Origin of the sequence: Brucella sp. BE17, from assembly GCF_039545455.1 — a bacterium.
In the GTDB taxonomy this organism is placed as follows: Bacteria; Pseudomonadota; Alphaproteobacteria; order Rhizobiales; family Rhizobiaceae; genus Brucella.
The window spans coordinates 699,642-716,957 of sequence record NZ_CP154468.1; the positions used below are offsets into that span (position 1 = coordinate 699,642).

Sequence of the window (17,316 nt, forward strand, 5' to 3'; positions counted from 1 at the left end):
TCTTTCTATTTTGAACCATGCAATCTTGCGGTGATTTCGGCAACGCGCTTGCCCTGGAAATGCGCGCCTTCCAGTTCCTGTTTCGAGGGTTGGCGCGAGCCATCGCTATCGGCAGTGGTGGTCATGCCGTAGGGCGCGCCGCCGCGCACCACATCATTGCCCACCTGCCCCTGATAGGCATAGGAAAGCGGCACAATGATCATGCCGTGATGCTGCAATTGCCATTGCGCGGAAATCAGCGCCAGTTCTGCGCCACCGTGTTGGGTTGCGGTCGAAACCATCACTGACGCAACCTTGTCGAGCAGCGCACCCTTGGCCCAGAGACCGCCGGTCTGGTCGAGGAAATTCTTCATCTGCGAGGCCATCATGCCGTAGCGGGTGGCAGTTGCAAGAATGATGCCGTCATAATCGACGAGATCGTCCGGCTTTGCAATCGGCGCTTCCTGATCCATCTTGTAATGAGATTGTTCGGCCACTTCCGGCGGCACAAGTTCGGGAACCCGCATGATCGTCACTTCTGCGCCGCCGTCACGTGCACCATTTGCAGCGGCCTGAGCCATTTGCTCTGTATGACCATAGGCCGAATAATAAAGCACAAGCACCTTCACCATGAGATATCTCCTTGCCGTTTGGTAGAATGAGTTCTCCTCCCATTAAAGTAAAAAGCAATTGCATTTTGAAAAGATGTGGGGGGTAAATAAAGCGGTTGCGCAAGGTTGTGGCCGTGGCTTAACTGACGCGCGCGATGAATGGAGCAGCAGGCATGACCGACACTTTACAAACCAACGGACAACAGACTGTAACTGCTGCCATGCTCGCCATTGGCGACGAGCTTCTCTCCGGACGAACCAAAGACAAGAACATCGGACACCTTGCCGATATGCTGACGGTAGCCGGTATTGATCTCAAGGAAGTGCGCATCGTCCCAGATGAGGAGGACGCAATCGTTGCAGCCCTCAATGCGCTGCGGTCGTCTTATGATTATGTCTTCACTTCGGGCGGCATCGGACCGACCCATGACGATATCACTGCCGATGCAGTCTCAAAGGCCTTCGGCGTGCCATGCATTTATGATGATGAGGCAATCCGCATTCTTGCTGAAAACTATGCCCGGCGCGGACTGGAGTTCACCCACTCACGCAAGCGCATGGCGCGTATGCCGCAAGGCTCTGAACATATCGACAATCCAGTCTCAACGGCACCGGGCTTCCACATCGGCAATACTTACGTGATGGCAGGTGTTCCATCCGTCTTTGAGGCGATGCTGGACAATGTTCTGCCCACACTTCGCACGGGCCGCAAGCTTTTGTCGCGCGCCGTCAGATGCCCATTCGGCGAGGGCGTCATCGGTGCGTTACTGACTGAAATCCAGAAGACAAACCCCGATACGGTGATCGGCTCCTATCCGAAATTCGAGGCAGGCCGGTTTTCGACCGAACTCGTCGTTCGCGGCAGCGATACGCTTAAAATCGATGCGGCCATGGTCGAAATCGAAGCGATGATCGCCGCTCTGGTGGCCTCCGGCGCAAGCTGAATGACATTTGCATTCTATGGGATTAACAGCGAATTCAGCTTTCTTTTTTACACAAGCAGGTCACAATCCATGCTAAAAAGAAAGACATAGCCGGAAGGAGACGAACGATGTCCTATAAAACGGTGATTGCCTATTCGCGCAGCGAAGCCGAGTTGAAGCGAGTTCTTGCCGCAATTGGTCTTTTGATGCGCAAAGTTCCCGATATCCATGTGATCGGGCTTTATTCCATCCCCTCTCCCATCGTTTATGCCGATCCGAACGGCTTCATCGATCCTGGCATGTTTGAGCTGCATGACAAGCAGCACAAGGAGCTTTCAGAGCGCCTTAAGTCGTTATTCGATGAAGAAATGCGCCGTCAGGATGCACATTACGAATTTCGCATCATGCGGTCTGAAACGGGTACCGCCGCCGATAGCGTTCTCACCTCCTGTCTTGGCGCGGAATTGCTCGTCGCAGGCCAGCCAGACCCCAACGATCCGGCGACCAACGACGAAACTGCCGACTCACTGGTTTTCAATGCGAGCTGTCCGGTCCTGCTGGTGCCTTATGCGCCCGTGCTGCCGCAGACATCGCTGGATCGGATCGTAATCGCCTTTAACGGCAAGCGCGAAGCCGCCCGCGCGGCTTTCGATGCGCTTCCACTGATCGAGCTTGCAGGGCGAACCGAAATCGTCTGGGTCGACCCGCCGGAAGCCGAGGGCGAGGACAAGTCGCTCGCCGGTAGCGATCTGGCCGAATCCATTTCGCGCCACGGCGTCGAAGTCACGGTTACGCCGCTTTCCTCCAATGGCCGCTATGCGCAGGATGCGCTGCGCGACCACATCATAGCCGAGCGCGCCGACCTCGTGGTCATGGGTGCCTATAGCCACTCGCGCCTGCGCGAACTGGTGTTTGGCGGTGTAACGCGCTCAATGCTCAGCGAATTGCCCGTCCTGACGCTGTTTTCGCGATAGGCCGACTTTCTCCCCCTGGGAAGGAATGGCAGGCAAAGCTTGCAGGACCCGGGTCTTTGCGGGTATGAGCTTCACCCGGCGCGTGCCGGGTGAATAATCGTCTTACCGCTTCGCTTGCTTGATGGCGAGGCGACTATGGAGCGTTTAATGTCTCTACCCGATAAAGCCTTCCCCGTTTCCTGGGATCAGTTTCACCGCGATGCCCGTGCCCTTGCCTGGCGGATTTCCGGCATGAACCGAGAATGGCGGGCCATTGTCGCCATCACGCGCGGCGGGCTTGTGCCTGCGGCGGTTATCTGTCGCGAACTCGGCATCAGGCTCATCGAAACCGTCTGTATTGCGTCCTATCACGATTACACGTCTCAGGGCGAAATGCAGGTACTTAAAGGCATTGGCGAGGGGCTTTTGGAAAATGAAGGCGAAGGCGTGATTGTCGTCGATGATCTGACTGATACCGGCAAGACCGCGGCCATCGTACGCCAGATGATACCGAAAGCGCATTTCGCCACAGTTTACGCCAAGCCGAAGGGGCGCCCGCTGGTCGATACTTTTGTGACGGAAGTATCGCAGGACACCTGGATTTATTTCCCTTGGGATATGGGCTTTACCTATCAGGAGCCCATCTCCGGAGACCGATGACGGTGTCAGGACGTTTCCGATAAGAAAGCAATATCGGCGAGGCAACACAAGTTTGGTGCAAAGGCCACGTGGTATTACTGGCGGGCTGGATTATATTGCTCCAGCGCCACCAGAGTGCTGTCAATGGAATAGTTAAATCCTCCGAACAGCAACTGAATGACAAGAAAGTACGGCGTGATAAGGCCAATCACCCAAAAGCCTTGAAATAGGCCTATTTATCTTCCATTTAGAGAGGGTTGCGGGTGGGGTGCCTGAATTCTTGCCCTAAATTTGTTATTGTGATTTTGACGAATCGTTTCATCCTTGTGTTTCGATTTGATATTTGCACGCTCTTTCAGCTTGCCTGAAATGGCCGGGAGGCAGATAAAGGCTCTCCCCGGAATTTGCGAATTTCGATTTATATATCTTTGCTTCAGGCGAGCATCTCATATTTATCTCGCCGTTGGTTGAGTCGATATTGGAAATGGAGAATTTGTGGTGAAGCAGCCAAAAGAACAGCTCGTTGCGACGGAGAAGCGTATTCTTACGCGTTCTGGCCGTTTGCAGCAGGTTGCGGCGTTGGTTTATCGTCGCCAGAAAGGTTCATTGCAGTTTCTCCTTATTACGAGCCGCGGCAGTGGTCGCTGGGTCTTGCCCAAAGGCTGGCCGCAGGTGGGGCGTACGCTGGCTGAAACCGCAATATGTGAAGCCTATGAGGAAGCAGGCGTGCGCGGCAAGATTTCTCGCGAACCGATTGGTAGCTTCAATTACACCAAGGCGGATTTGCCGCCGGAGCGCATAAACCAGTTTTCGGTCGCCGTTTTCGAAATGGAATTCACGAGCCAGGAAAAGAACTGGCCGGAGAAGAAAGAGCGTGTCTGCACTTGGGTTTCACCACAAGAGGCCGTACTCCGGGTGGAGGAACCTGATCTGAAGGAAATTCTTCATCGATTTGGCACGCCCGATATCGTGGTCGCAGCCGAATAGATCGTGATCGCCCTGGCTTTCTCCTGCCCCAGCTCTGGGTTAGGAATTCCTACTGGCCTTGCGCGGTATGGCTTCAAAAATCGATTTGGCTTTTCTCTGATGCAAACGTAGCCGGCTTCATTCACAAAATGTGTTTCTCCCCGTTATCCACACCACTTTTCTCACCGATGCACAATATCTAGCGTCTGACGCTTTACAGGAAACCAATGCTTGACGCTTGGGGCCGAGTCGTTTTTTATGGGTGATATCGTTGCGTGAGTGGCGTGGTCGGGCGTTTGAATTTGCCGGCCTTTCTTTCAGTTTCGTTGCGTTCTGATGTGGGTATCGCGCTTTTTTAGCGCGATTGTGCCCAGGGCTTAGCCGCGCCCTGTTAAGCGCGGAGATCGCTTACGGGATTGAAAGGAAATTTCGAGAATGAAACGTTGTTAATACTACATTTAGTATTTGCGCTCATCATTCTTACAAGATAGGGTATTTTCCCATCTGCTGATTTGTTAGCCGCCATGGCACCATCACAGGGAACATTGGTTCTCTCAGGGTGTTTTGTTGTGTGCGGCAAAAGGCGGAAAACAGTTTTCTGGTGCCTCACACAACATGTGGCACCACGTAGATGAGAGGCTCTCGTCTCAAGAGAGCGACCGAAACAGAGACGCGATAAGCAGCAAGTGGTTTACCGCTGCGGAAATTCGTCAGCAGCACCACTATATATAGAACGTTTGGATGGACAGATGAAAATCGAACGCCGTTTTACGAAACAAAACCAGTCAGCCTATGCGGACATCGCGTTTCGGACTGCAACCAGCGAGATCAAGAATCCCGATGGTTCCATCGTATTCCGACTGGAAGATATCAACGTTCCCGCCCAGTTCAGTCAGGTTGCGGCTGATATTCTGGCACAGAAATATTTCCGCAAGGCCGGTGTGCCTGCGCGCCTGAAGAAGGTCGAGGAAAATTCAGTCCCTTCATGGCTCTGGCGCTCGGTTGCCGATGAGGACGCGCTGGCGCAATTGCCAGAAGACGAGCGTTTTGGCTCCGAAATGGACGCCTGTCAGGTTTTTGATCGTCTTGCCGGCACATGGACCTATTGGGGCTGGAAGGGTGGCTATTTCAACACGGAAGAAGACGCGCTCGCCTTCCGCGATGAGCTTGCCTATATGCTCGCCACCCAGCGCGTGGCCCCCAACAGCCCGCAATGGTTCAACACCGGTCTGCATTGGGCCTATGGCATCGATGGTCCCGGTCAGGGTCATTTCTATGTCGACTGGATGACCGGAAAATTGACCCGGTCCAAGTCATCCTATGAGCATCCGCAGCCGCATGCCTGCTTCATCCAGTCGGTTGCCGACGATCTCGTCAACGATGGCGGCATCATGGATCTGTGGGTGCGCGAGGCACGCCTGTTCAAATATGGTTCGGGCACCGGCTCCAACTTCAGCCACCTTCGCGGCGAAGGTGAAAAGCTTTCGGGCGGCGGCAAGTCGTCCGGCCTGATGAGCTTTTTGAAGATTGGCGACCGGGCCGCGGGTGCCATTAAGTCTGGCGGCACCACACGCCGCGCTGCCAAGATGGTTGTGGTCGATATCGACCATCCCGATATCGAGGAATATATCGACTGGAAGGTCAAGGAAGAGCAGAAGGTTGCGTCGCTCGTCACCGGTTCCAAGATCGTCAAGCAGCACATGGCGGCGATCATGAAAGCCTGCGTCAATTGCGAAGCCGATAATGATGATTGCTTCGACCCAGCCAAAAACCCTGCCCTCAAGCGTGAAGTCAAGGCGGCCAAGAAGAATCAGGTCCCTGAAAACTACATCAAACGCGTTATTCAGTTTGCACGTCAGGGCTATACGGATATTTCGTTCAAGACCTACGACACCGACTGGGATTCGGAAGCCTATCTGACCGTTTCTGGCCAGAACTCCAACAATTCCGTCTCGCTCAAGGACGAGTTCCTGCGCGCGGTGGAAGATGATGCCGACTGGCATCTGACCGCCCGCAAGGACGGTAAGGTAATGAAAACGCTGAAAGCCCGCGATCTGTGGGAAAAGATCGGCTATGCCGCATGGGCGTCGGCTGATCCGGGCCTTCATTACAATACGACCATGAACGACTGGCACACGTGCCCGGCGGCCGGTCCCATTCGCGCGTCCAATCCGTGCTCGGAATATATGTTCCTTGATGATACGGCCTGTAATCTGGCGTCGATCAACCTTCTGACGTATCGCAACAAGGACGGTTCGTTCGATATCGCTGCTTACGAGCATACGGCGCGGCTCTGGACCATTGTTCTTGAAGTCTCGGTGATGATGGCGCAGTTCCCGTCCAAGGAAATCGCCCGCCTCTCCTACGAATACCGCACGCTGGGCCTTGGCTATGCCAATATTGGTGGTTTGCTGATGACCTCGGGCATTCCCTATGATTCCGTGGAAGGCCGTGCGATCTGCGGTGCGCTGACCGCGATCATGACCGGTGTTGCCTATGCCACTTCGGCTGAAATGGCCAAGGAACTGGGAACTTTCCCCGGCTTCGCGCCCAATGCCGACAATATGCTGCGCGTGATGCGCAATCATCGCCGTGCAGCCCATGGCGAGACGACGGGCTATGAAGGCCTTGCGGTCAATCCGGTGGCGCTGATTGCCGAGGATTGCTCGCAGCCCGAGCTGATCACCCATGCCCGGGCCGCCTGGGACAAGGCGCTGGAGCTTGGCGAAAAGCACGGCTATCGCAATGCACAGGCCACCGTCATCGCGCCGACCGGCACGATCGGCCTTGTCATGGATTGCGACACCACTGGTATCGAGCCGGACTTCGCGCTGGTAAAATTCAAGAAGCTTGCGGGCGGTGGCTATTTCAAGATCATCAACCGTGCAGTTCCGGAAGCCTTGCGTACGCTCGGCTATTCCGAAAGCCAGATCGCTGAGATCGAAGCGTACGCGGTCGGTCATGGCAATCTTAATCAGGCACCAGCCGTCAATCCTTCGACGCTGAAAGCCAAGGGCTTTACGGATGAGAAGATCGAAGCGCTCAATGCAGCGCTTAAAAGCGCCTTCGATATCAAGTTCGCCTTCAACAAATGGACGCTTGGCGAAGATTTCTGCAAGGACGTGTTGAAACTCACAGACGAGCAACTCAATGATTTTTCCTTTGAGATGCTGCCAGCCCTTGGTTTCTCAAGGCAGGATGTCGAAGCTGCCAATGTTCATGTCTGCGGTGCGATGACACTGGAAGACGCGCCTTTCCTGAAAGAAGAACATTACGCCGTGTTCGATTGCGCCAATCCGTGCGGCAAGATCGGCAAGCGTTATCTCTCGGTGGAAAGCCATATTCGCATGATGGCGGCAGCACAGCCGTTCATTTCGGGTGCGATTTCCAAGACCATCAACATGCCCAATGACGCAACCGTCGAGGATTGCAAGAGCGCCTATATGCTCTCCTGGCAGCTGGCCTTGAAAGCCAACGCGCTTTACCGTGATGGTTCCAAGCTTTCGCAGCCACTCAATGCCTCGCTGATTGCTGACGATGAGGATGAAGACGATGCAGTGGAAGCACTCATCGAGGCTCCGGCTGCCGCCCGCGCCGTTCAGGTCACCGAACGCATCGTCGAGAAGGTGGTTGAAAAGATCGTGCAGGAACGCGAAAAACTTCCCAACCGCCGTCAGGGTTATACCCAGAAGGCAGTCGTTGGTGGACACAAGGTCTATTTGCGCACCGGTGAATTCGGAAACGGTCGCCTGGGTGAAATCTTCATCGATATGCACAAGGAAGGCGCTGCCTTCCGTGCGATGATGAACAATTTTGCCATCGCTGTGTCGCTTGGCCTGCAATATGGTGTGCCGCTGGAAGAATATGTCGAGGCCTTCACCTTCACAAAGTTCGAGCCAGCCGGCATGGTCATCGGCAACGATGCCATCAAGACCGCAACCTCGATCATCGACTATGTGTTCCGCGAACTGGCAGTCTCCTATCTTGGCCGTAACGACCTTGCCCATGTCGACACCAGCGATTTCTCGAACACGGCACTCGGCAAGGGCATCCAGGAAGGTAAGACCAACCTGGTTTCCACTGGCTGGACGCGCGGTTACAAGCCGACTTTAGTCTCCAATACCGAGCCCAAGAGCGCGACGACGTCCGCTCCGCAGGCTTCCGCTCCGGCCTATAACGTCACGGCGCTGAAGTCCTCCTCGGCGCGTTCGGCAGCAGTCGGCCTGGTGACGGACGGTGCTACTGCCTTCAAGCGCGACTTCGACGAGCAGCCTGCAAGCGAAGCCGAACCGGAGACATCGGGTGCAACCGAACTCTTCTCCGACAAAGCCGCAGCGGATGCCGCGACCGCCCGCACTGAGAGTGCCGCATCGGCCAAGAAGATCGAAGCCGACCGCCGCATCAAGTCGATGATGCAGGGCTATACCGGCGACAGCTGCACCGAGTGCCAGAACTTTACCATGGTGCGCAACGGCACCTGCCTGAAGTGCGACACTTGTGGCGCGACCAGCGGTTGCAGCTGACCCCTTCTTTATAGAACATTAGAAAAGCATCCTTGCCGTTTCCCGACGGCAAGGATAATTTTTTGTAAGCAACGCAGTGTGAGACAGTAAAGTGGCGGATAAAATTCATCGTAACCGGGCCGGATTTGCAACGCGGGCCATTCATGTCGGTCAGGAGCCGGACCCGTTGACCGGAGCGGTCATTCCACCGGTCTATCACGCTACGACCTATGTTCAGGACGGGATCGGCAAAAGCAAAGGCTTTGACTATAGCCGCAGCGGTAACCCGACCCGCAATGCGCTGGAACTCTGCCTTGCCGATCTTGAAGGCGCTGAAGCCGCCCTCACCTTCCCGAGTGGTCTCGCGGCGGCGGCAACGCTTCTCGAAACCTTGCCCGCAGGCGCGAGCGTTCTTGCTCATAACGATCTTTACGGTGGCGTTTATCGCCTGCTTGCCGATGTGCGCCCACTGACCGCCAATCTCAACGTCAATTTCGTCGATTTTTCCGATGCGGATGCGCTATCCGAAGCGGTAGAGGCCCATAAGCCGGCCCTCATGTGGTTCGAGACCCCATCCAATCCAACGCTGCGCATTGTCGATCTGGCGCTGGTCGCCAAACTGGGGGCTGAAGCCGGAGCCATCACGGTCTGCGACAGCACTTTTTCTTCACCCGCAGGACAGCGCCCGATTGAGCACGGCATTCATGTCGTGGTGCATTCGGCCACCAAGATGTTAAACGGCCATTCCGATCTGTTGGGCGGTGTGGTGGCCGTGTCGGCCCATGCACCGGAGGGGCTCGCCGGCCGTGTCAAATATTTGCAAAACGCGCTCGGCTCGGTCATGTCGCCCAGCGATTGCGCGCTGTTGCATCGTTCGCTTAAAACGCTGGAAATCCGCAGCACGAGGCAAGCGCAATCGGCGCTTTATCTCGCCGAAAGCCTTGAGCGTCGCAAGGCCGAGCTTGGCCTCAGTCGTGTCGTCTATCCGGGGCTTGGAAGCCATCCGCAGCACGACATGGCTGCCGCACAGATGCTGAATTTCGGCTGCGTCATTTCAATAGACGTCGAAGGGGACCTTGCGCGCGTCGAACGCATATTGACGGCCACGCGCTATTTCCATTTTGCGGTGAGCCTCGGCAGTGTGGAAAGTTTGATCCAGCACCCGTTCTCGCTGACCCATGCGGTGGTTCCAGAAGATCAGAAGGCGCTCACCGGCATCGGTCCGCAGCTCATCCGCCTGTCAGTCGGCCTCGAAGATCCGCTTGATCTCGAAAGCGACCTGACACAGGCGCTGATTGTCAGGAAGTAGTCACACTGAAGAGAGCGCTCAGATGGAATATCCGCCATCAATGTTGAGCGCAGTTCCCGTCACCATGGCGCTTGCATCCGAGGCAAGCCAAAGGGCTGCTTCTGCCACGTCTTGCGGTGTGGAAAACCGGTCGAGCGGGATGGTTGCCTTCAGCGCTTCGCGCGCTTTGGGGGTATCCTCGGCCAGAAAAACACCTAAACCCTCGCCGCCGCTTTCAGCCGGACAGATGCAGTTGACGCGGATATTGCGGTCAGCCAACTCCAGCGCCATCGCCTTGGTGGCGCTGACGATCCAGCCTTTGGAGGCACTGTACCATGTCAAACCTTTGCGCGGACGAAGGGCTGTGGCCGACGCGGTATTGATGATCACGCCGCCGCCCTGATGCTCCATGATGGGCACCACGATCTGCGTTGAATAATAAAGCGCCTTCATGTTGACGCTAGCGATCAGGTCGAAATTATGCTCGTCCACCTCGGTCAGCGCCATATTGCGATGGGTGAAGCCCGCATTATTGACCATGATGTCTATACGTCCATGTGCTTCGAAGGCGGTGCGCGCCACCCGCTCCATATCGTCCTTGCGCGACACATCCGCCTGCACACAAAGCGCAGTGGTGCCGATATCCGCCAGTTCGTCTTCAAGTCGTTTTAAATTCAGATCTGCCAGAACCACCTTTGCTCCGTCGGCTGCAAAGCGTCGCGCCATACCCGAACCGAAACCTGATCCGGCACCGGTAATGATCGCAACCTTATCCTGCAACCTCTTCATGTCATGCTCCTTTGGCAAAACCATATTATCGCTTGAAACCTGAATAGCCGTTTCACTATGGCTATAAGATGAACATGTCATATATGCATAAGCCGTTAAGTCTGTTGACGAGGACGAGGAAAAGCCGGATTTTTTTCAAATAAACGTAGGGATGACAGAGAACCATTGAATTTAAATCGATTAGATAATAGACAAGACCCGTGATGAAATCGCATGCTGCCCGCGGCAAAGTGATTTGCACAAGGAAAGAAGAGAGCGACAGATGACCAGCCAGATAATTCCTGTAGAGCCTTTCGACTGCATCGTTTTCGGTGGTTCCGGCGATCTTGCCGAACGCAAGCTGATCCCGGCGTTGTATCAGCGCCAGCGTGCGGGCCAGTTCAGTGAGCCGACGCGCATTATCGGCGCATCGCGCAGCGCCATGAGCGATGACGAATATCGTCAGTTTGCCCGTAATGCGATCAATGAATTCGTAAAGCCCGAGGAAGTGGATGCAGCTGAGGTCGACACCTTCGTCGCACGTCTGTCATACGTCGCGGTTGATGCCAAGTCCGATGGTGGCTGGGATCAGCTTAAAGCTGCCATTGGCAAGAAGCCTGAGAAAATTCGCGCCTTTTATCTCGCCGTCAGCCCATCGTTGTTTGGCGATATCGCAACCCGCCTGAAAAGCAACGGTCTGATTACTCGCGATACGCGTATCATCGTGGAAAAGCCGATCGGACGTGACCTCGAAACTGCCATGTCGCTCAACGACACGTTGGGCAATGTTTTCCGCGAAGACCAGATTTTCCGCATAGATCACTATCTGGGCAAGGAAACTGTACAGAACCTAATGGCGCTGCGCTTTGCCAATGCGCTTTACGAGCCATTATGGAATTCTGCCCATATCGATCATGTGCAAATCACGGTTGCTGAATCGGTCGGTCTCGAAAGTCGCGCCGGTTATTATGATACGGCAGGTGCGCTGCGCGACATGGTGCAAAACCATATTCTCCAGCTTCTTTGTCTCGTCGCCATGGAACCGCCCTTCTCGATGGAAGCTGATGCGGTGCATGATGAAAAGGTCAAGGTGTTGCGTTCACTAAAACCCATCACCAATGCCAATGTCGAGGATGTGACGGTGCGCGGTCAGTATCGCGCCGGTGCCTCTGCGGGCGGTGCGGTCAAGGGCTATCTGGAAGACCTTGGCAGCGACACCAGCAACACCGAAACCTTCGTGGCGCTGAAGGCGGAGATCGACAACTGGCGCTGGGCGGGTGTGCCATTTTATCTGCGCACCGGCAAACGCCTTGCCACGCGCGTGTCGGAAATTGTGGTCACCTTCAAGCCGATCCCACATTCGATCTTTGGTGAAAATGCCGGAAAAGTTATTGCCAACCAGTTGGTCATCCGCCTGCAGCCTGACGAGGGTGTCAAGCAGTGGCTGATGATCAAGGATCCGGGTCCGGGCGGCATGCGTCTGCGCCACGTGCCTCTGGATATGAGTTTTGCCGAATCCTTTAACGAGCGTAACCCGGATGCCTATGAGCGTTTGATCATGGATGTGGTACGCGGCAACCAGACACTTTTCATGCGCCGCGACGAAGTGGAAGCGGCATGGCGCTGGATTGACCCGATACTTCAGGGATGGGACTTGAACAGCCAGCCGGTGCAAGGTTACACATCGGGCACCTGGGGCCCCTCGTCGTCCATAGCGCTCATCGAGCGTGACGGGCGGACGTGGCATGATAGCCTTTAAAGAATGTCGCAAAAGGAATTGGCATGACTATCGAACGGCATGATTTCGCGAGTGGAACAGATCTGGCGCAAGAGCTTTCCGAAGCGATTGCAAACAAGCTGGCTTCTGCAATCGCCGAGCGGGGACAGGCCACTCTGGCGGTTTCCGGCGGCACGACGCCGCTAAAACTGTTCGAAATTCTTTCGCGTAAAATGATCGACTGGAACCTCGTCACCATCACGCTGGTCGATGAACGTTTCGTAGCAACTGATAGTGATCGTTCCAACGAAAAGCTGGTGCGCGATCATTTGTTGCGTGATCATGCCGGTGTAGCAAAATTCGTCGGGCTTTATAACCCGGCGACTTCTGTGGAAGCGGCAGCCCTTGCTGCTGCAAACCGCATCGATGCGCTGCGCCGTCCTTTCGACGTGGTGGTGCTGGGCATGGGCAATGACGGCCATACCGCCTCGTTCTTCCCCAATGCCGACCGGCTTGATCAGGCAATCGATCCGGCAACACGCGCCATCGTGCTGCCGATCCAGGCCGAAGGAGCGGGCGAAAAACGCCTGACGCTGACTTTGCCGCTTATTATCGAAGCGCCTATGCTGGTGCTGCATATTGAGGGTGCCGCCAAGCAGGCAACCCTTGAAAAGGCGCTTGCCAGTGACGATGCCAGCGAAATGCCGGTTCGCGCCGTATTCCGTCATGCCCATACGCCTATCCAGTTGTACTGGACAAGTTGATTACGAAAAACAGAGGCAAAGGTGGTACCCATGCCCATCCCAGCATCAGGCCAGTCCGCGCATCGTCGCATCGAGGAAATTACAGCCCGTATTCGCGAGCGTTCACGTGCCTCCCGCGAAGCCTATCTCGCGCGGCTACGTGAAGCGGCATCACAAAAGCCTAAACGTACCGCTTTGGGATGCGCCAATCTTGCGCATGGATTTGCCGCCTGCGGCCCGCACGACAAGGCGGTATTAACCGCAGACGAAGTGCCGAACCTTGGCATCATCACCGCGTATAACGATATGCTTTCTGCGCATCAGCCGTTTGAGACATTCCCAGCGCTCATCAAACAGGCGGCACGGGATGCAGGGGGTGTAGCGCAGGTTGCAGGAGGCGTACCTGCAATGTGCGATGGCGTTACACAGGGCTTTGCCGGCATGGAACTGTCTCTGTTTTCACGCGAAGTCATCGCCATGGCCACCGCCGTCGGCCTGTCGCATGATATGTTCGATGCGGCCGTTTATCTCGGCGTCTGCGACAAGATCGTGCCGGGACTGGTTGCCGGTGCACTGACTTTTGGCCATCTGCCTGCCGTCTTCATTCCAGCTGGTCCTATGACAAGTGGCCTGCCCAATGACGAAAAAGCCAAAACGCGTCAGCTTTACGCCGAAGGCAAGGTTGGGCGCGCAGAGCTTCTGAAATCAGAGTCGCAATCCTATCACGGTCCGGGCACCTGTACTTTCTATGGCACCGCCAATTCCAACCAGATGCTGATGGAAATCATGGGGCTGCATCTGCCGGGCGCCTCTTTTATCAACCCCGGCACGCCCTTGCGTGATGCATTGACGCGTGAGGCCGCCAAACGTGCGCTCGCTCTCACGGCATTGGGCAATGAGTACACGCCGGTCGGCGAAATGCTGGATGAGCGCTCCTTTGTCAACGGCATTGTCGGTTTGAATGCCACGGGTGGATCGACCAATCTCACTATTCACATGATTGCCATGGCAGCGGCTGCGGGCATCAAATTGACATGGCACGATATTTCGGAAATCTCCGATCTTGTGCCGCTTCTGGCACGTGTCTATCCGAACGGACTTGCCGATGTGAACCATTTTCATGCGGCAGGTGGCATGGGCTTTCTCATTCGGGAACTGCTCGACGGCGGTTTACTGCATGAGGATGTGCGCACCGTCTGGGGCGAAGGCCTGCGCCCTTATGCTATCGAGCCGAAACTTGGTTCCGATGGCACCATTATCCGTGAGCCGGTGCCGGAAAAAAGCGGCGACGACAAGGTTCTGGCCAAGATCCATACGCCTTTCCAGTCGAGCGGCGGCATCAAGATGTTAAGCGGCAATATCGGCAATGCCATCATCAAGGTCTCTGCCGTCAAGCCCGATCGTCATGTCATCGAAGCGCCCGCCAAAGTCTTTCATGATCAGGATGGTTTGCAGGCAGCTTTCAAGGCAGGTAATCTCACAGGCGATTTCATCGCCGTGGTTCGCTATCAGGGACCTAAAGCCAATGGTATGCCGGAACTACACCGGTTGCTGACGGTGCTCGGCATTTTGCAGGATCGCGGCCAGCGGGTTGCACTCGTCACCGATGGTCGTCTGTCGGGTGCATCAGGCAAGGTTCCCTCCGCAATCCACGTCACGCCCGAAGCGCTTGACGGCGGCATGATCGGAAAAATCCGTGACGGCGATATTATTCGCCTCGATGCGGCCAAAGGTACGCTGGACGTTTTGCTCGATGACGCATTGCTACATCAGCGCGAGGAACTCCATCCTGACCTGAGCGCCAACCAGCATGGCATGGGGCGCGAATTATTTCGCGCATTCCGCCAGTTTTCCGGCCGAGCCGATGAAGGCGCATCTGTGTTCTGAGATACGCAAAAAGCGGTTTTTACACCGCTTTCATGCAAGAATGCGCCTTAGACAAAAGGTTAAGCATGCCTTTCCGTTTCAGAATTCCGGCTTTTTAACGCCAGAGGAGCGGCAGGCTGCCGTCAGTGTGTTGGCCATCAGAAGCGCAATCGTCATCGGACCAACGCCACCTGGAACCGGTGTGATTGCGCCCGCAACCTTCTCGGCCTCTGCAAAATCGACATCGCCGACCAGTCGTGTCTTGCCCTCACCTTTTTCGGGTGCGGGAATACGGTTGATGCCGACATCGATAACCGTAGCACCGGGCTTCACCCAGTCGCCCTTGACTATTTGCGGGCGCCCGACCGCCGCCACCAGAATATCTGCGTTTCTAGCAATTTCGGGCAGATTCTTGGTGCGGCTATGCGCAACCGTCACGGTGGCATTGGCTGCCAGCAGCAGATTGAACATCGGCTTGCCGACGATGTTGGAACGACCGATCACCACAGCATTCAGCCCCGAAAGATCGCGGCCATGCACACGCTCGATCATAATCATCGCCCCCGCTGGCGTGCAAGGTACAAAGGCAGTCTCCGTCTCTCCGGTGCCGAGCTTGCCGACATTGATGAAATGAAATCCATCGACATCCTTTTCCGGTGCAATGGTTTGGATGACACGGCCTTCATCGATGTGTTTGGGGAGCGGCAATTGCACCAGAATGCCGTGAATGGCGGGGTCAGCGTTGAGGCTGTCGATGAGATCGATAAGCTCTTGCTCGGAGGCCGTTTCGGGCAGATCGTGCTGGACGGAATGAAAACCGCATTCCTTAGCCTTGCGGCTTTTGGATGCGACATAGACCTGACTTGCCGGATCTTCTCCGACGATAACCACGGCAATGCCTGGCACGGTGCCGGTTGAGGAAACAAGGGTCTGAGTTTCGCTCTTCACCGTGGAAATCACATCCTCGGCAAGCATCTTGCCATCGATCAACTGGGCCATAGCGTGCGCTCCATCTGCATAGCTTAACTACTACCACATGCCATAAGCGCCCTGATCGCCAATGACAATCGGTGGATGCACGGAAAACCACGTTTATATACTTCAGGACGGCTTTCGCGAGCTGTTTTCTGCTTCCCAGCGTTCATTTGCCCTGCGGATGACAGCAGCAAGCCCGGTATCGCTATAGGTGTTGAAGTGCTCGTCTGATTCAAGTTCGGAATGTGAAGGTGTGGAAAGACCTGCTCCAAAAATACGCCGCCAGAGCGAGACTGCCCGGGACTCTGGCATATCTTGTGTCGTCTCCACTGCCGTTTCAGACGTATTTGTCGTGGTTCCTGGAAATGGTGGCTGCATTTCGAGCTGCGATTGCAGTGCGTCGCGCACCGCGTGCATCCGCTCGGTTATATCGTTGTGTGCATCGTCGGCTGATGCCGTCTCAAGCGGGACCGGTCTTACCGCCTTTCCGGGATAAGCAGGTGCATAGGCCAAAAGCGGAAGGCGTTCCTCTTCTTGCCGTTTCATGATGCTTTCCACCCCTATTCGCGTTGCTTCCATAACAGAATAAGACACAGTCGCGCCAAACAAATGGTTAAGCCGGGATCAGTTCAAGGTCGAGAAATGCCGCAAGGTGAAAGCGATTTCATAAATCAGGGCCACTGTCACGAAGGCGCCGTGATAACGCTTATTTTCGGTGAACATGGCAATAATGGCAAAGACAACAAAACAGGCGGTCTGGATGAGGTATTCGATCCCGTAAAGATGGAAACGCTCGGCACCCTTAATATAGGTATCGATCACGTCAACCGCCTCTGTCAGTGCCAAAAGTCCGAAAAACCATTTTCGCCGCGACATGAAATAATCGCGATAACCGGTATACTCCTCCATGCTGTCAGGAAAAAGTAACGTGCATTGCAGGAAATATAACCCGACATAGAAAATCACGAACAGGTATTTTTCAAACGTCCACACTGGAATGGTGCGCAACGCGAATTCGAACCACCAGAAATGTACCACCGAAAGCAGGGTTAGTGCCACCCATGCCATATGGACAGGGTAGATTTTCAACTTGCCGGGATGCTGTACGAAGCGCGCAAAACCACTGAGAAGCCGTGAAATACACAGTCCGAGAATAATACCGATAATGATACGTACATGGGCAAAGGCCTCTGCCGACGGCACATCAGTTGTCAAAGACGGATCCATAATACCCCTCGTTTAAAAATCCTGACACGTCATTACGGGACAGCAAAGTTTTGGGCATTGTGATTTATCTTTCGACGCAATACAATAATTTTACCCGCTAAAACTTTGAACTTGCATCTTTTTGACCGTTTAGCTGCTTGCTTTTGGCCACAATGTCAG

Annotated in this window: 14 protein-coding genes; 9 read left to right on the forward strand and 5 right to left on the reverse strand. The window is 55.1% G+C overall.

Annotation, left to right across the window (positions count from 1 at the left end; genetic code table 11):
- Window positions 1–5: 5 nt before the first annotated feature.
- A complete protein-coding gene (wrbA, locus tag AAIB41_RS14590) occupies window positions 6–611 on the reverse strand; it encodes an NAD(P)H:quinone oxidoreductase type IV (RefSeq protein ID WP_343316001.1) in 606 nt (201 codons plus the stop codon).
- A 152-nt stretch (window positions 612–763) separates the two neighbouring features.
- Between wrbA and AAIB41_RS14595 the strand changes: the two genes are divergently transcribed.
- The 6 genes from AAIB41_RS14595 to AAIB41_RS14620 all read left to right on the forward strand — a co-directional run bounded on the left by AAIB41_RS14595 (window position 764) and on the right by AAIB41_RS14620 (window position 9,882).
- Window positions 764–1,534, forward strand: coding sequence for a competence/damage-inducible protein A (locus AAIB41_RS14595; protein ID WP_343316002.1), 771 nt, complete (start codon window positions 764–766; stop codon window positions 1,532–1,534).
- Window positions 1,535–1,641: 107 nt separating this feature from the next.
- The gene (locus AAIB41_RS14600; protein WP_343316003.1) at window positions 1,642–2,487 is read left to right on the forward strand and encodes a universal stress protein; all 846 of its coding nucleotides are present in this window, start codon (window positions 1,642–1,644) and stop codon (window positions 2,485–2,487) included.
- A gap of 147 nt (window positions 2,488–2,634) precedes the next feature.
- Entirely contained in the window at window positions 2,635–3,126 is a 492-nt protein-coding gene (gpt, locus tag AAIB41_RS14605) for a xanthine phosphoribosyltransferase (RefSeq protein WP_343316004.1), read from the forward strand.
- A gap of 477 nt (window positions 3,127–3,603) precedes the next feature.
- Window positions 3,604–4,092, forward strand: coding sequence for an NUDIX hydrolase (locus AAIB41_RS14610; RefSeq protein WP_343316005.1), 489 nt, complete (start codon window positions 3,604–3,606; stop codon window positions 4,090–4,092).
- A 728-nt stretch (window positions 4,093–4,820) separates the two neighbouring features.
- Window positions 4,821–8,594 (forward strand): vitamin B12-dependent ribonucleotide reductase, encoded by a 3,774-nt coding sequence (locus AAIB41_RS14615; RefSeq protein WP_343316006.1) that lies wholly within the window; start codon window positions 4,821–4,823, stop codon window positions 8,592–8,594.
- Window positions 8,595–8,685: 91 nt separating this feature from the next.
- On the forward strand, window positions 8,686–9,882 hold the full coding sequence (locus AAIB41_RS14620) for a PLP-dependent aspartate aminotransferase family protein (protein WP_343316007.1): 1,197 nt from the start codon (window positions 8,686–8,688) through the stop codon (window positions 9,880–9,882).
- 18 nt (window positions 9,883–9,900) lie between these two features.
- Here AAIB41_RS14620 and AAIB41_RS14625 read toward each other — a convergent pair whose 3' ends face one another.
- Window positions 9,901–10,650 carry a glucose 1-dehydrogenase gene (locus tag AAIB41_RS14625; RefSeq protein WP_343316008.1) on the reverse strand — a complete coding sequence of 250 codons (750 nt, stop codon included), beginning with the start codon at window positions 10,648–10,650 and terminating at the stop codon, window positions 9,901–9,903.
- Window positions 10,651–10,912: 262 nt separating this feature from the next.
- Between AAIB41_RS14625 and zwf the strand changes: the two genes are divergently transcribed.
- From zwf to edd, 3 genes are read left to right on the forward strand one after another with little or no spacing between them, the layout of a single operon-like run.
- Window positions 10,913–12,388 (forward strand): glucose-6-phosphate dehydrogenase, encoded by a 1,476-nt coding sequence (gene zwf / locus AAIB41_RS14630; protein ID WP_343316009.1) that lies wholly within the window; start codon window positions 10,913–10,915, stop codon window positions 12,386–12,388.
- A 23-nt stretch (window positions 12,389–12,411) separates the two neighbouring features.
- A complete protein-coding gene (gene pgl, locus AAIB41_RS14635) occupies window positions 12,412–13,110 on the forward strand; it encodes a 6-phosphogluconolactonase (protein ID WP_343316010.1) in 699 nt (232 codons plus the stop codon).
- A 30-nt stretch (window positions 13,111–13,140) separates the two neighbouring features.
- Entirely contained in the window at window positions 13,141–14,976 is a 1,836-nt protein-coding gene (gene edd, locus AAIB41_RS14640; RefSeq protein ID WP_343316011.1) for a phosphogluconate dehydratase, read from the forward strand.
- Between the two features lie 78 nt (window positions 14,977–15,054).
- On the opposite strand, the gene folD is transcribed toward edd, so the two are convergent.
- The 3 genes from folD to AAIB41_RS14655 all read right to left on the reverse strand — a co-directional run bounded on the left by folD (window position 15,055) and on the right by AAIB41_RS14655 (window position 17,157).
- Window positions 15,055–15,954 carry a bifunctional methylenetetrahydrofolate dehydrogenase/methenyltetrahydrofolate cyclohydrolase FolD gene (gene folD, locus AAIB41_RS14645; protein ID WP_343316012.1) on the reverse strand — a complete coding sequence of 300 codons (900 nt, stop codon included), beginning with the start codon at window positions 15,952–15,954 and terminating at the stop codon, window positions 15,055–15,057.
- Window positions 15,955–16,056: 102 nt separating this feature from the next.
- Window positions 16,057–16,476, reverse strand: coding sequence for a hypothetical protein (locus AAIB41_RS14650; RefSeq protein WP_343316013.1), 420 nt, complete (start codon window positions 16,474–16,476; stop codon window positions 16,057–16,059).
- Window positions 16,477–16,554: 78 nt separating this feature from the next.
- Window positions 16,555–17,157 (reverse strand): hypothetical protein, encoded by a 603-nt coding sequence (locus AAIB41_RS14655; RefSeq protein ID WP_343316015.1) that lies wholly within the window; start codon window positions 17,155–17,157, stop codon window positions 16,555–16,557.
- Between the last annotated feature and the right edge of the window lie 159 nt (window positions 17,158–17,316).

What these genes read in the sequence shown, in the direction of transcription:
- wrbA (WP_343316001.1), bottom strand. Translation starts at nt 611, where the DNA reads ATGGTGAAGGTGCTTGTGCTTTATTATTCGGCCTATGGTCATACAGAG.
- AAIB41_RS14595 (WP_343316002.1), top strand. Translation starts at nt 764, where the DNA reads ATGACCGACACTTTACAAACCAACGGACAACAGACTGTAACTGCTGCC.
- AAIB41_RS14600 (WP_343316003.1), top strand. Translation starts at nt 1,642, where the DNA reads ATGTCCTATAAAACGGTGATTGCCTATTCGCGCAGCGAAGCCGAGTTG.
- gpt (WP_343316004.1), top strand. Translation starts at nt 2,635, where the DNA reads ATGTCTCTACCCGATAAAGCCTTCCCCGTTTCCTGGGATCAGTTTCAC.
- AAIB41_RS14615 (WP_343316006.1), top strand. Translation starts at nt 4,821, where the DNA reads ATGAAAATCGAACGCCGTTTTACGAAACAAAACCAGTCAGCCTATGCG.
- AAIB41_RS14625 (WP_343316008.1), bottom strand. Translation starts at nt 10,650, where the DNA reads ATGAAGAGGTTGCAGGATAAGGTTGCGATCATTACCGGTGCCGGATCA.
- zwf (WP_343316009.1), top strand. Translation starts at nt 10,913, where the DNA reads ATGACCAGCCAGATAATTCCTGTAGAGCCTTTCGACTGCATCGTTTTC.
- pgl (WP_343316010.1), top strand. Translation starts at nt 12,412, where the DNA reads ATGACTATCGAACGGCATGATTTCGCGAGTGGAACAGATCTGGCGCAA.
- edd (WP_343316011.1), top strand. Translation starts at nt 13,141, where the DNA reads ATGCCCATCCCAGCATCAGGCCAGTCCGCGCATCGTCGCATCGAGGAA.
- folD (WP_343316012.1), bottom strand. Translation starts at nt 15,954, where the DNA reads ATGGCCCAGTTGATCGATGGCAAGATGCTTGCCGAGGATGTGATTTCC.
- AAIB41_RS14650 (WP_343316013.1), bottom strand. Translation starts at nt 16,476, where the DNA reads ATGAAACGGCAAGAAGAGGAACGCCTTCCGCTTTTGGCCTATGCACCT.
- AAIB41_RS14655 (WP_343316015.1), bottom strand. Translation starts at nt 17,157, where the DNA reads ATGGATCCGTCTTTGACAACTGATGTGCCGTCGGCAGAGGCCTTTGCC.